This is a genomic window from Haloarcula sebkhae (assembly GCF_014647415.1).
GTDB lineage: Archaea > Halobacteriota > Halobacteria > Halobacteriales > Haloarculaceae > Haloarcula > Haloarcula sebkhae.
Genome location: NZ_BMPD01000002.1, coordinates 396,296 through 409,405 on the forward strand (window position 1 = coordinate 396,296; position 13,110 = coordinate 409,405).

The 13,110-nt window shown below is 63.6% G+C and carries 14 protein-coding genes; 7 read left to right on the top strand and 7 right to left on the bottom strand.

Annotation, left to right across the window (positions count from 1 at the left end; genetic code table 11):
- Position 1: 1 nt before the first annotated feature.
- The 4 genes from IEY38_RS07990 to citE are packed head-to-tail and all read left to right on the top strand — an operon-like array spanning position 2 to position 4,829.
- Positions 2–1,465: a methylaspartate mutase subunit E gene (locus IEY38_RS07990; protein ID WP_005534697.1), complete on the top strand. Its 1,464-nt coding sequence runs from the start codon at positions 2–4 to the stop codon at positions 1,463–1,465.
- Positions 1,455–2,723 carry a methylaspartate ammonia-lyase gene (locus tag IEY38_RS07995; RefSeq protein WP_188976840.1) on the top strand — a complete coding sequence of 423 codons (1,269 nt, stop codon included), beginning with the start codon at positions 1,455–1,457 and terminating at the stop codon, positions 2,721–2,723. The genes IEY38_RS07990 and IEY38_RS07995 overlap by 11 nt, the downstream gene beginning before the upstream one ends.
- Positions 2,716–3,792, top strand: a complete 1,077-nt coding sequence (gene mch, locus IEY38_RS08000; RefSeq protein WP_188976842.1) for a 2-methylfumaryl-CoA hydratase — start codon at positions 2,716–2,718, stop codon at positions 3,790–3,792. The genes IEY38_RS07995 and mch overlap by 8 nt, the downstream gene beginning before the upstream one ends.
- On the top strand, positions 3,789–4,829 hold the full coding sequence (citE, locus tag IEY38_RS08005) for an L-malyl-CoA/beta-methylmalyl-CoA lyase (RefSeq protein WP_188976844.1): 1,041 nt from the start codon (positions 3,789–3,791) through the stop codon (positions 4,827–4,829). The genes mch and citE overlap by 4 nt, the downstream gene beginning before the upstream one ends.
- A 15-nt stretch (positions 4,830–4,844) precedes the next feature.
- On the opposite strand, the gene IEY38_RS08010 is transcribed toward citE, so the two are convergent.
- Together IEY38_RS08010 and IEY38_RS08015 are read right to left on the bottom strand one after the other, a co-directional pair.
- Positions 4,845–5,963 carry a pyridoxal phosphate-dependent aminotransferase gene (locus tag IEY38_RS08010; RefSeq protein WP_188976845.1) on the bottom strand — a complete coding sequence of 373 codons (1,119 nt, stop codon included), beginning with the start codon at positions 5,961–5,963 and terminating at the stop codon, positions 4,845–4,847.
- A gap of 38 nt (positions 5,964–6,001) precedes the next feature.
- Positions 6,002–6,145 (bottom strand): hypothetical protein, encoded by a 144-nt coding sequence (locus tag IEY38_RS08015; protein WP_170095974.1) that lies wholly within the window; start codon positions 6,143–6,145, stop codon positions 6,002–6,004.
- Positions 6,146–6,219: 74 nt separating this feature from the next.
- Here IEY38_RS08015 and IEY38_RS08020 point away from each other — a divergent pair, with 74 nt between their 5' ends.
- Together IEY38_RS08020 and IEY38_RS08025 are read left to right on the top strand one after the other, a co-directional pair.
- Entirely contained in the window at positions 6,220–6,729 is a 510-nt protein-coding gene (locus tag IEY38_RS08020; protein ID WP_188976847.1) for a CinA family protein, read from the top strand.
- A 36-nt stretch (positions 6,730–6,765) separates the two neighbouring features.
- The gene (locus tag IEY38_RS08025) at positions 6,766–7,272 is read left to right on the top strand and encodes a metal-dependent hydrolase (RefSeq protein WP_058996143.1); all 507 of its coding nucleotides are present in this window, start codon (positions 6,766–6,768) and stop codon (positions 7,270–7,272) included.
- Here the strand turns inward: IEY38_RS08025 and IEY38_RS08030 are convergent.
- The gene (locus IEY38_RS08030; protein ID WP_188976849.1) at positions 7,269–8,030 is read right to left on the bottom strand and encodes a PHP domain-containing protein; all 762 of its coding nucleotides are present in this window, start codon (positions 8,028–8,030) and stop codon (positions 7,269–7,271) included. The two genes, IEY38_RS08025 and IEY38_RS08030, sit on opposite strands and share 4 nt — an antisense overlap.
- Before the next feature lie 115 nt (positions 8,031–8,145).
- On the opposite strand from IEY38_RS08030, the gene IEY38_RS08035 reads away from it, so the two are divergent.
- Positions 8,146–8,445: a DUF7565 family protein gene (locus IEY38_RS08035; RefSeq protein WP_004516837.1), complete on the top strand. Its 300-nt coding sequence runs from the start codon at positions 8,146–8,148 to the stop codon at positions 8,443–8,445.
- A gap of 125 nt (positions 8,446–8,570) precedes the next feature.
- Here the strand turns inward: IEY38_RS08035 and IEY38_RS08040 are convergent, their stop codons facing one another.
- The 4 genes from IEY38_RS08040 to IEY38_RS08055 all read right to left on the bottom strand — a co-directional run bounded on the left by IEY38_RS08040 (position 8,571) and on the right by IEY38_RS08055 (position 13,026).
- On the bottom strand, positions 8,571–9,008 hold the full coding sequence (locus IEY38_RS08040; protein WP_004516836.1) for a transcription elongation factor Spt5: 438 nt from the start codon (positions 9,006–9,008) through the stop codon (positions 8,571–8,573).
- Positions 9,009–9,012: 4 nt separating this feature from the next.
- Positions 9,013–9,192, bottom strand: a complete 180-nt coding sequence (locus tag IEY38_RS08045) for a protein translocase SEC61 complex subunit gamma (RefSeq protein WP_004592944.1) — start codon at positions 9,190–9,192, stop codon at positions 9,013–9,015.
- 145 nt (positions 9,193–9,337) lie between these two features.
- A complete protein-coding gene (locus tag IEY38_RS08050; protein WP_188976851.1) occupies positions 9,338–11,791 on the bottom strand; it encodes a methyl-accepting chemotaxis protein in 2,454 nt (817 codons plus the stop codon).
- Positions 11,788–13,026, bottom strand: coding sequence for an ABC transporter substrate-binding protein (locus IEY38_RS08055; RefSeq protein WP_229775247.1), 1,239 nt, complete (start codon positions 13,024–13,026; stop codon positions 11,788–11,790). Before IEY38_RS08055 ends, IEY38_RS08050 begins: the two co-directional genes overlap by 4 nt.
- Positions 13,027–13,110: the final 84 nt, after the last annotated feature.

Sequence of the window (13,110 nt, forward strand, 5' to 3'; positions counted from 1 at the left end):
TATGCCAACTGACGAGCGACTCAGCGACGACCAGCTACAGCGCATCGCAAACGACCTCAGGGACAACTGGCACACGGGCCGCGAAGTCGACTTCGAGGAAGCTATCGCCTTCCACGAGTCACTGCCAGCCTCAAAACAGTTCGCCCAAGTGTTGGAGTCCGCCGATCAGCCGCTCCTCCAGCCACGGGCGGGTGTTCCCTGCCTCGAAGAACAGATTGACCTGCTGCGGTACCTGCAGGACGAGGGCGGCGCGGACCTCCTGCCGACGACCATCGACTCCTACACGCGGGACAACGAGTACGAGAAAGCCGAAGAGGGACTGGCCGCCTCCCGCGGCAGCGACGAGAACGAACTGAACGGCTTCCCCGCGGTGAACCACGGCGTCGAGGACTGCCGGCGGCTCATCCGGGCGCTCGACGCCCCAGTGGAGGTCCGCCACGGAACGCCCGACGCCCGGCTACTGGCGATGGTCACGCTCGCTGGCGGCTTCCAGAGCTTCGAGGGCGGGCCGATTTCATACAACATCCCCTACACGAAGCGACACGACCTCGCGACGACCATCGAACACTGGCAGTTCGTCGACCGGCTCTGCGGGGCCTACACCGAGCGCGGCGTGACTATCAACCGCGAGCCCTTCGGACCGCTGACCGGCACGCTCGTCCCGCCGAGCATTGCCATCGCGGTGATGCTCGTCGAGGGCGAACTCGCCGCGACACAGGGTGTTCGGTCGCTCACGCTTGGCTACGGACAGGTCGGAAACCTCGTGCAGGACGTGGCGGCGCTGCGGGCACTTCGGAAGCTCGGTAACGAGTACCTTCGCGACGAGGTGACCGTCACGACTGTCTTCCACGAGTGGATGGGGGGCTTCCCGCCCGACGAGGCGCGGGCCAACGGTGTCATCAGTCTCGGCGGCGCGACGGCTGCCGTCGCCCAGCCGGACAAAGTCATCACGAAGTCCGCCCAGGAGTTCCAGGGCGTGCCGACGAAGGAGGCCAACGCGGCTGGACTGCGAACGACGAGACAGCTTATCGATATGATGATCGAACAGGACATCGACCTCGGGGGTATCGACGAGGAACAGGCGCTCATCGAACGGGAGACACGGGCGCTGATGGACGCGATCTACGAGGCCGGCGACGGCGACGTTGCACAGGGAGTTATCAACGCCTTCGACAGCGGCGCGCTGGACGTGCCCTTTGCGCCCAGCGACGCCGCCAAGGGCGCGGTGCTGCCGGCCAGAGACGACGACGGCCGAGTCCGCATCTTCGAGTTCGCGGACCTCGCGCTTCCGGACGACATCAAGGAGATTCACGCTGCACGCCTTGGCGAGCGGGCCGAGACCGAAGGCCGCGACCAGTCGTTCCGGATGGTCGCCGACGACGTGGACGCCATCAGTGACGGGAAGCTCATCGGGCGGCCGGCCGGCGACAACAGCCCCGCTGGGGGTGCAAGCGATGCGGATTGAGAACGTTCGAACGGTTCCGGGCCTCTCCGGGTTCTTCTTCGACGACCAGCAGGCGATCAAGGACGGGGCGACACAGAGCGGGTTCGCTTACGACGGCCAGCCGGTCACCGAGGGGTTCGACCGCATCCGCGAGGCCGGCGAAGCGCTGATCGTGGAAATCGAACTCGCCGACGGCTCCATTGCGACCGGCGACTGCGCCGCGGTCCAGTACTCGGGGGCCGGTGGCCGCGACCCGCTGTTCCGGGCCGAGAAGTATCGCCCGGTCGTCGAGGGTCCCGTCGCCGACGCGCTACGCGGGCAGGACGCAACCCAGTTCGGGGCCAACGCGACGATGCTGGAGGAGATGACCGCCCAGCGTTCGGGCGGCGACCAGCTCCACACAGCGGTCCGCTACGGCGTGTCGCAGGCACTGCTGAACGCCGCCGCACAAGCACGCGGGGTGACGCCGACGGACGTGCTCGCAGACACCTACGACACCGAGCCGGCGACCTCGCCGATTCCGGTGTTCGGGCAGTCAGGTGACGAGCGCCGCATCAACGCCGAAAAGATGCTCATCAAGGGCGTGCCGGTGTTGCCCCACGGCCTGTTCAACAGCGTCGAGAAGGTTGGCGAGAACGGCGAAGGACTGCGTGACTACCTTGCCTGGCTCTCGGACCGGGCAACGGCGCTCGGGCCGGAGCCGTACTCGCCGCGTTTCCACGTCGACGTGTACGGCATCCTTGGGAAGGTGTTCGGGCCGCCCTATGACCGCACCGAGGTGACAGACTACTTCGAGACGCTGCGGGAGGCCGCCGCGCCCTACCCCCTTCAGGTCGAGGGGCCGATGGACGCCGGCGGCCGGCAGGCACAAATAACCGAGATGGCTGAACTCCGTGAGGGACTGGCCGATGCGGGCGTCGACGTGGACATCGTCGCCGACGAGTGGTGCAACACCTTTGAGGATGTGCAGGCGTTCGTCGACGCGGAAGCGGCCGACCTCGTCCAGATCAAGACACCGGACCTCGGGGGCATCCAACGCTCGGCCGAGGCCGTGCTGTACTGCGACGGCACGGACACCCGGGCCTACGTCGGCGGGACGTGCAACGAGACCGTGACCTCCGCACGGGCCTGTGCCCACGTGGCGCTGGCGACCGACGCCGCGCAGGTACTCGCGAAACCGGGTATGGGCTTCGACGAGGGGTTCATGGTCGTCACGAACGAGATGCGGCGGGCGCTTGCAAGACGGGACGCTACACAGGAGGTGCCGGCTGATGACTGACTGGACTGACCCCGACGCGCTGGACCTCTCGGACGGCGAGACGTTCGACTCACTGTTGGACCGGGCTGACACCAGAGAGAAGGGACACTTCTTCGAGTTCTTCGCCGAGGGCGACGAACTCACTCACGAGCCCGGCCTCCAGCTCACCCACCATGGCAGCGAGCAGTGGATGGGCCAGACGCTCAACCACGACCCGGCGTACTGGCGGGCCGACACCGCCCGCGAACGCGGCTTCGACGAGCGCCCGGTCCACCCGGACTACCTGCTGGCGTGTGTGATGGGCATCACCGTCGAGGACCTCTCAGAGAAGGGCGGGTACTTCCTCGGCCGCGACGACGTGACGTTCCATCAGCCGGTGACGGCCGGGACGCCGCTGTCAGTCACCTCGACTGTCGTTGACACCAAGACATCGTCCTCTCGGCCGAAGTACGGAATCGTCACTTGGGAGACGGAGGGCCGGGATCGCGAAACCGGCGAGACACTGGTATCCTACCAGCGGACGAATATGATACCGCGCCGCGAGCCAGCGGCCACCGACGGCGGAGCTGTCGGGGAGCAAGACGAAGGCGGTCCAGCGCTGCCCGATACCCTCGTCTCTCCAGATGGCAAGTACTTCGAGGACTTCCGGCGGGCGCTCGACACCACCCAAGAGGAGAACACGGCCGTCGCCTACCGCCACGAACGTGGACGGACGATGGACGACCAACTGGTCGCTGGCCTCCCGCTGGCGACGCTCAACACCGCCCGCCAGCACCACAACCGTGACGAGATGGCCGATTCGCCGTCGGGCGACATCGTCGCGTACGGCGACGTGACCCGCTCAATTGCGCTGGCACACGCTCGCTCCGATGAGGCGACCTACCGCGAGCGTCGCTTCGCTGACGAGCGGTTCCACGACTTCGTTACGCTGGGAGACACTGTCTACGGCTTCACCCGCGTCCTCGACTGCGACCCCGACGCCGGACCGGAGCAGGCCGGCGCGGTCACGTTCGAGCACGTCGCGTTCAATCAGGAGCAGACCCCGGTCTACTCGGGCCGGCGAACCGCACTCATTCAGCGAAATACATGACACGACTCTGTCGCTCATTCCAGACCGCACCGGCCGCGATACCGAACGACAACAGCGCGAAATTCCTCGTCTCGGGACTCACCAGCGAGGGGTTTCAGGCCCCCGACTGGCTTGTCCCCGACATTGAGGACGGCACCGCGCCATCGATGAAAGACGAGGCCGTCGACAACATCGTCGAGCACGTTCCGGACCATGCCGACGACTTCGCCGGGGACATCCTCCCCCGAGTCGAGTGGGCCTACGACGACGCCGATGCCCGCGAGCGTGGCATCGAGCAGGTGACTCGCTTGGCCGAGGAAGTCGGTGAGGAACTCGACGGCTTCGTCTTCCCGAAGACCGGCCGCCTCGACGACGTTCGTGATGCCGCAGGGGTCGTCGCTGACGCAGAGCGCGACGCCGGGCTTGCGGAGGGGACGCTGGAGATGGCAATCATTCTTGAGACGGCACCGGGTCGCTCGGACCTTCGCGAGATCTGCCAGTACGCAACAGACTCCCGGCTCTCCGGGCTCGTGTTCGGACCGGTCGACTACACGGCGGAACTCGGCGGGCGCACGCTCGACGGTGAGCGGCCCCGCTGGGATGGCCTGCTCGAAGCGCTCTCGAACGAGACGAGCGCGGCAGACATCGTCGCTATCGGCGGCCCCTTCGACCAGCTGTTCCACGAGCGTGCCGGTGTCACCTACTACAACGCCGAGGGATACGCCGATCAGGTGGAGTACGAGGCGACCATCGGGATCGATGGCTCGTGGTCGCTCCATCCCAAGCAGACCGAACAGGCGAATCGAATCCATATGCCGACAGTGGAAGAAATGGAGCGAGACCTCCACAAGATCGAGTCGTTCAACGAGGCCAAGCGCGAGGGGACCGGCGCAGTCGTCGTCGACGGCCAGATGGTCGACGAAGCGACCTACAAAAACTTCGCCAACACCGTCAAAACGGTCCGGGCCATCGACGAGACGCACCCTTCCCAGACCGAGGAGTACTACAACGATGACCTGCTGTCGCGGGCGAGAGACGTGGAACTGATCTTCGGCTAAGCCAGCAACAGCTTTTCACTCGAAATAGTTCGCCAGCCGCTGGGCTGCCTCGTCCACCCGGGAAGTCACGAGCGCGAACCGTATCCAGTCGCGCCGGGACTCGCCGAAAGCCTCGCCGGGCATCCCGGCGACGCCGGCCTCGTCGATGAGTTCGTACACGTTCTCGAACGACCCGGGGAAGTCAGGGAAGCGCGCCATCACGTAGAACCCGCCGTCGGGGCGGTTGTACTCGGCACCGGCCTCCGCAAGCGCGGCACAGAAGTCGTCGACGCGATCTTCGAGACGATGTCGACAGGCGGCGTAGTAGTCGGGACTCGTCGTCTTCAGCGCCCGCAGGACGGCGTACTGGGCCGGCCGGCTCCCGGTGACGTTCGTGAGCATGTGCTGAGTGCGAGCGCGTTCAAGCAGTGCCCCAGTCGGCCCGTCCTCCGGCGGGAAAATCGAATAGCCGACTCTGAATCCTGTTATCGCCATCGTCTTCGAAAAGGAGTTGGTGGCGACGACGTGGTCGGAGTCAGCGTTGAGTGCTGAACTGAACCGACCCGCGTAGTCGAAGTGGTCGTACACCTCGTCACTGAGCAACAGCGCGTCGTACTCCTCGGCGATGGCCGCGAACTCGGCCATCGCGTCGGCGTCGTACACCGCGCCGGTAGGGTTGTTCGGCGAATTGACGACGATGACGGCTGTTTCCTCGCTTGCAGCTGCTCGAACGTCCGCGGGGACCAGTCGGTTGTGCTCGTCGACCGGGACGAAGGAGATGTCCGCGCCGATGAAATTCGCCCGGCCGGCGTAGTAGGGGTAGACGGGGTCCGTCAGGAGGATTTCGTTGCCGTCGAAATGGTGGAGCCCGCCGGTCATCGCGAGGTGGTTCGCCTCGCCAGCGCCATTCGTGACCAGCACGCGGTTCCGATCCACACCACGCCGAGCGGCGATTTCATTGCGAAGCGGCGTGAGGCCCACGCTTGGCGGATACTGGTAGTCGTCGGCCGGGGCTTCGGCGTAGTCTCTGAGCCCGTCCCGAAGCCCCTCGGGTGGGTCCCAGTCGGGATTGCCCGACACCATGTCCACCACGTCCCGATCGGCCCGGGACGCGTACTGCATGACCCGGAAGAACTGGGGTTCCGTGTAGTCCATATGCACACTCCGACCGCCGGCCCCGTCTGCTTTTCTGTCTACTGGCGGATGTACAGCGTCAGCCCGCCGAGGACCAGCAGCAGTAGCCCCCACAGGAGGTCCGACCCCGGCAAGACCCAGAGGAACAGCGTCACGAGGCCCGACGTAACGAGTGACCAGCCAAGCGTCGTCTGATAGCTCACATACGCAGTTGTATCTCTGAACTGAAAGTATCCCGCCCTGAACGCTTATTCGCCTGTCACGACAAACACCGGCAATGGCAGACGAGACAGCGGACCCGGTCGAGAAGCGCGTCGGCAAGCGTCTCCGAGAAGTTGCTGCTACGGTCGCCACCGCGGAGTCCTGTACCGGTGGCCTCGTGGGGTCGAAAATAACGGACATCCCCGGATCGAGCGATTACTTCGACCGCTCGCTGGTCACCTACTCCTACGAGGCCAAGCGGGAATTGCTGGCCGTCTCGCGGGAAGCGCTGGACGCCCACGGCGCGGTCTCAGAGCCGGTTGCTATCGAAATGGCTCGGGGCGTTCGCGACACCGCCCGGACCGACTGGGGCGTCGCCACGACTGGCGTCGCCGGGCCGAGCGGCGGTTCACCGGAGACACCCGTCGGGACGGTGTACATCGCCGTTGCCGAGGCCGCCCCGTGGGGGACCAACGAATCTGGCGTGACAGTCTCCCGCTACGAGTTCGACGGCACCCGTCGCGAAATAAAGGCGGCCATCGCGACACAGGCGCTTCGGGACTTGGAAACCGCATTACAGGAGTAGTAAGCTCTTTTAGTTGGGACACGGACGGTCAGATAGATGAACAAACGTGGGCACGTCCTGAACGCCGTCCTCCTGAGCATCGGACTGGGGTACGTTCTCGATCCCTCGGGCGACGTGACGACCTTCGCGACAATCGCGGAGGTGTTCCTTCCCATCGTCCTGGGTGCGCTGTTCCCCGATGTCGACACTGCCTTTGGCAAGCACCGCAAGACGCTGCACAACATCCCCGTCCTCCTCATATTCTTGGCCCATCCGCTGTATCACGGCGGTAATCTCCAGTGGGTGTGGCTCGGCGTCCTCACGCACTACGTGCTTGACTACTTCGGCTCCCGACGGGGCATCGCGCTGTTTTACCCGTTCTCGGACACAGAGTACGGCTCGCCGACAGGCGTGACAACGTCAAGCGACCGCGCTGAAGCCGTCACCGTCGTGATTACTGCCTTCGAACTGCTCGCGGTTGCCCTGCTTGTCCACGTACTCCCACAGTATCTGCCGCCAACGGTCAGAACCTTCGTCGTCGAGAACAGCGCGTTTCTGGTTTAGTACACTTTCACGTCGTTGAATCGACCGTCGTACGCGACGTGGTCAGGATGCGTCGGCTCGGTTCCCTGTAACATCAACCGGTCGAACTTGCCCCAGGTGTTTTCCAGCCCCAGATGGGCCCACTCGACCGCCCGCCGCAAGTCGTGTGAGAGACCGTCGCGATGGAACAGCGATCGCTCCACGTCGTTTTTCAGCGCCGTACTGAGCGCCGCCACGTCGTCGAACGCTTCGGTAAAGTTCACGTACGCCTCGCCGACGGTCCCACGGACGTGAGCATACGACGAGACGAACGGCTCGTGACCGGTTTCCGACGTGAACGACTGCGCGCGGTCCCGGTGGTGGGACAACTGCTTGGGGTTGTACACTTCCAGCGCGTCGATACTGTCGTCGTACGCTTCGATGTCGTCCAGTCCGAGACTGACATTGAGAAAGCCGGGATGCGGAACCAGTACAGCCGCATCTTGGCGATCCAGTTCTCGCATCGCGCCGTCGAAGGTAATGAAATCCGGGATCGGCTCTTCGAGTCCGATGCCTAGCACGTGCCGGCGCTGTTGCCAGGTGCCAGTAAATATCTCTCTGGCTGGAAACACAGTCAGCTCTTCGTCGGAAAACGCCTCAGCTTGCCGTCGTATCTCCGGTAGCCGCGTGAAATGCGGCGCGTACACCAGCGCGTCGAGGCCACGTGCCTTCGCGCGCTCGACAACCCCATCGTCGAGCACTTTCACGTGGAGATCAACGGCGTACCCCTCGGGTTGCACGGTGAACGCTAACTCCGTACTGCCATTAGGGGTTTCCGTTTTGGCAATCTGAGCGACAGACTCCTGACAGGTAGCAGCCAACGTTTTTAACCCCGCGTCGCCTGCCACTGAGCAAATGCCACGCTGGGAGTGCGACATCGAAGGGGACGATAGACAGTTCGACCGCGTCGAGGAGCTCATCATCCACCAGTCGGTCGAACACGACCGTATCGAGTGCAAGGTCTGTGGTGCCGTTGTCCCCGACGGCTACTTCGCCATCAAGCACGCCTTCGACGAACACTCCCGCGCGGAGTACGTTCGCGCCTACGACGCCTCCGCCGCCGAGGTCCGCCGCCGCGAACAGATCAAGGAATCCGTCGAGGCCGCCGCCAACATGAGCGAGGTCATCGACCGACTGGAAGGCGGCGAAGCGTAGCGACTGCGCGTTTTTGAAAACGGAGACGGCGTATCAATCGGTACGTCGCCGAAGAAGGATTATTCCGGTCTCTCACGGACAGCTACGCTCCCCGTTCGAATTGAACGAGGCGCGCTTCGCTGCGCTCAGCGCTCTTCGCTATCCAACACCCGAATCTGGTCACCACGCACGGTAACCGGAATCGGGACTGTCGCCTCGTACAGTTCGACGGTGACCTGATCTTTGCCTTCGTCGATACGCTGGACCTGCGCCTTTTCGCCCTTGAACGGGCCGGCGATGAGTTCGACGATGTCGCCCTCCGCAATCCCTTCCACGTCCGGTTTCGGGGAGAGGAAGTGCTCGACTTCCGCCATCGAGGATTCCCCCTGCACGACACCGTTGGCGTGAGGAATCTCGTCGAGGATGCGGTCGAAGACGTTGTGATCGTCCGCTTCCACCATCACGTAACTCGTCAGCGAGTCCGGCGCGAGTGCGGCGTGGATCTCGTCTTCCTCGCGGGAGATGATCATGTCCGCGACGGTGCGCTCCTGACTGGCCGTGGTTTTGACTGCGTAGATCCCCATCGGTTTACACCGGCTTGCTGCCAGGGATGAAGGTCATCACGGCGAAGATGATGAACCCGAGCAGTCCGACCAGCGCGATGCCCGCGCCGGCGATTTTCGCGATCTGGGAGAACTCCTCCCACGACGGCGTACTCGCCAGTTTGAGTACGCGGATGTAGGAGGTGAGATCGTATGGAACGTCCATAGTGGGTCGTACCCACTGGTGGCTTTTCTATATTGTGGTGCGCGGCGACGAGTCCGACCCTTCACAGAGCGGACTGTATAGTGTCAGAAAAAAGCAGCCGACAGAACGGACCGATAATCGGAACGGGCGTTCTGAACTCGTTCAGTCAGTTGTCGGTCAGCGCGGTTCCGTCCGACCCGTGTGACCCCGGTTCACTACTGCCATCGGCATCGCTGGTTTCGAACTGGTCGATGAGTTCCTTGAGGTCGGTCGCCTGACTGGAGAGCGACTGGATCTTCTCGGTGACCTCCGTGATCGACGCCGTCTGTTCCTCTGCGGACGCGGCGACGTTCTCGGCCTCGGCGGATGTCTCCTCGCTGATCGAGCCGACTTCCTCGGCCATCGAGACGACTTCTTCCATCGAAGCCGCCTGTTCGTCCGTCGCGTCGCTGATAGCCTGCACGCCATCGTTGGCTTCGTTGACCTGCTGGACGATACTGGTCAGCGAGTCGGTCGCGTTTTCGACCGTCTCTTTCCCGGTGTCGACGCTCTCGCCCATGTCCCGCATGTCTTCGACGGTGGTGTCCGTCCGGGACCGGATGTCGTCGATCATCGACTCGATGTCAGTCGTCGCTTCCTGGGTTTCCTCAGCGAGCGTCTTGATTTCGCGGGCCACGACAGCGAACCCTTCGCCCGCCTCACCGGCCCGGGCGGCTTCGATGTTCGCGTTGAGCGCGAGCATGTTCGTCTGTTCCGCGATCTCGTCGATGAGCGTCGTGACCTCGCCGATGCGCTCCATCTCCTCCGCGAGGGACTCCACCTGTTCGATTGCCTCGGTGGACTTCCGTTCGAGCGCCTCGATTTCGGCGGCGGCCTGCTCGGCGTATTCGCGGCCGGACTCGCCGTCGTTGACGGCCTGCTGGGACTTCGATGCGACTTCGTCGGTGGATGAAGTGATTTCCTCGACAGTGGCCGACAGATCGGTCATCTCGTCGCTCACCTGCTGGATGTTCCGGTTTTGCTCGTCAGCGCCTTCGGCGATCTGTTGCACCGACTCGCTCACCGACTCGCTGGCCGACCGCACTTCCTGTGCGCTCGCGGAAATCGTCTCCGTCGAGCTGTCGACGGTGCCGGCGAACCCTTCGATACGGTTGACCGTCCGTTCGAGTTCCGCGATCATCTCGTTGAAACTCTCCGCGATATCGACCATCGCGTCGTAGTCGCTGTCGGTGGCCATCCGCTGGGTGAGGTCCCCGGCCGCCGACTTGTCCATCACGTTGCTGAACTCGGCTGCCTTCGCTTCGAGGGCAGACGCCATCGACTCCGCGTCTTCTTTCGCCGCCTCCGCCTCGTCTCTGGCGGCCTCGACGTCGGTAATCAACGTCTGGATGTCTTCGCCCATCTCTTCCAGCGCCGCGCCGAACTCCCCGGGGATGCTTTCGTCGAGCGCCGGGTCGTCGAACCGCTTTTCCGCGAGCGCGTCAGCTTGGTCAGCGGCGGTCGTCAGGTACGCCTGCATCGACGCGAATGAGTCGTACAGCTGTCCCATCTCGTCGACGCGTGTGGTCTCGGGGAGGGTGCTATTGATATCACCGGCAGCGATGTCCTCGGCGCTTTCAGCCACGCGAGAGAGTGCGTTTGCGGTTCCGCGCCCGATTGTCACACCGACGACGAACAGTGCTCCGACGGCAAGCGCCACCAGGAGCGCGATGTTCTTGGAGACAGCCGACTGCAGTGCGAACGCGCGGTCCTGGGGCACGTGATACAGCAACGCCCACTCAGTGCCGGTCACCGGCGTGTACGCCATCACGTACTGCCCGTCTTCCATCCCCGTTCTGGCGGAGACGGATTTGTAGCCGGTTTCGCCGTTCAGCGCTGCTTCGACGCTCGTATCGGTCGCGTCCCCGGTTGCCGCGTACTCTTCGAGAATCGAGCTTTTCCGGTTGTCGAGTATGATCTGGCCGTCCGACCCGACGACTTTCACGTCGCCGGTCGCAAACGGTGACGTGAACTCGTGGGAGCGCGCCTCAAGTGACGCCGTCAGCACGACGTATTCGTCGCTGCCGGAGACGGGCTGGACGAACGCGATGACCGATTCGTTCCCGCTCTGGTACGCTTCGGACGTGCCTGTCGGTCCCGACGAGACGACTGCCCCACTCTCGTCGGTCCACGGGTCGTCAACGTCGCTCAGTGCAACGCCGTTCAGGTCGTCGTCAGTGCTGGCGGTGACTGTACCGTCAGCGGCGTCGACGTAGTGCAGCGCACGGACATCTCCCGGGAGCCCGATGAGCTTCTGTTCGAGCCACCGCTGGTGGTCTGTATCCGAGGTTGATTCGGACCGGTCACCGATAGATGACGCAAGGAATGACGTCGTAGATTGCTTGTTCGAGACCCAACTCGAGACGGAACTCGACTGGGACTCTGCGACACCGAGAATCTGCTCCTCGGTCTGTGACTCGACCAGCGACCCCGTGTCGAGGTGGATCGCTGCGCCGCCGAGCGCAAGCACGACGACCACGCCAAGCAACAAGACGCCGAACTTCGCCGCGTACCGCCGCCGAATAACGTCAGGGAGCGCACGCTCCGTCGCCTGAACCATCCGGCTTGGAAGTGAACTCATTGGTTGCCTCCTGACTTGAAGAACCGTGACTGCAGTAGCTCCAGCGACTCGACTGACCCGTTATTGACTCGTTCGATCAGGTACGAACTCAGCGGTTCGAGGTTCGAAGTCAGGTCGACGCTTCCGGACGCGCCCTGATAGTTCACTGCTCGGCCTGCGTCGGTGAGTGACCGAACGCGGCCGAAGTCGCCGACAGAGACAGTGTGTCCAGACCCGCCGGAAACCGACTGAATGGTCTCGGCGATTGCCGGCCCGCTGGCTTCACCGGCCTGTTCAGCGGCACACGCCATCAAAAACAGCGCGTCGTAGGCATTGACAGAGTACGCTCTGGGTTGGTCGATGTCTGAGAGCCGGCGGACGAGTTCGAAGTACGCTTGCGTCCGAGCGGAGGACAGCGACGCACTGTAGAATCCGTTGTAGTACGACGGGAGGTCGCCGCCGAACATCCCCGCGGACAACACCCAAGGAACGTCGTACTCCGACTGATTGTATGCCTCGAGGATACCCCGCTCCTGGCCGGAGACGCTGGTGAAGCTGACGGCATCAGGGTCGTTCTGGAACACGTCCGCGATCGTGTCGTCGAACGATCCCGACGACGGGTCGTACCGAACGTCGGCGACGATTTCGGCGTCCAGTGCCTCACGCTGTGCGTCTGCCAGTCCAGCACCGAACGAGTTGTCGATGCTCAGTAACGCGACGGAGTCCGCATCGATGTACAGCGGGTCGTCGACGACCTTCGCCATGACCAGCGCTTGCGTCCCGTCGCTCGGTACCGTTCGGCCGAAGTATTTCCGCCCGTTGGCTCGGCCGGCTGTCGACAGTTGTGGGGCAGTACTGGCAGGACTGACTTCCATGATCTCGTCGCTGGCCGCCTCCGGTGCGAGGGCGAGCGACGCGTCGCTGACGAGGCCACCGACGAAGCCGGTGACACCACGGTCGACGAGCGTCCCGTACTGCTCGACAGCGGTTTCGGCGTTCGCTTCAGTATCAAGAATAGTCACTTCGAGGTCGTTCCCGCGGATACCACCGCCCGCGTTGACGTCGCTCGCTGCCTGTTCCACCATCCGCTTGCCGTGTTGCCCGAGTGGGGCGAGCGCACCACTGAGTGGGAGAAGCGCACCAAACTGTACAGTGTCACCGCTCCCGCTCAGAGAGCCAAGGCAGCCAGACGAGAGCCCCAAGCTCCCAGCTGCAATACATTTTTTGAGAACACCACGCCTCGAGTCTGAGTACATAGACAAAGAGTCCGAATTTCTGGATAAACGCTTTTCGGCGAGAATATCATTTATGATAGGGAGAGTGTAGATGAATCTGTACGT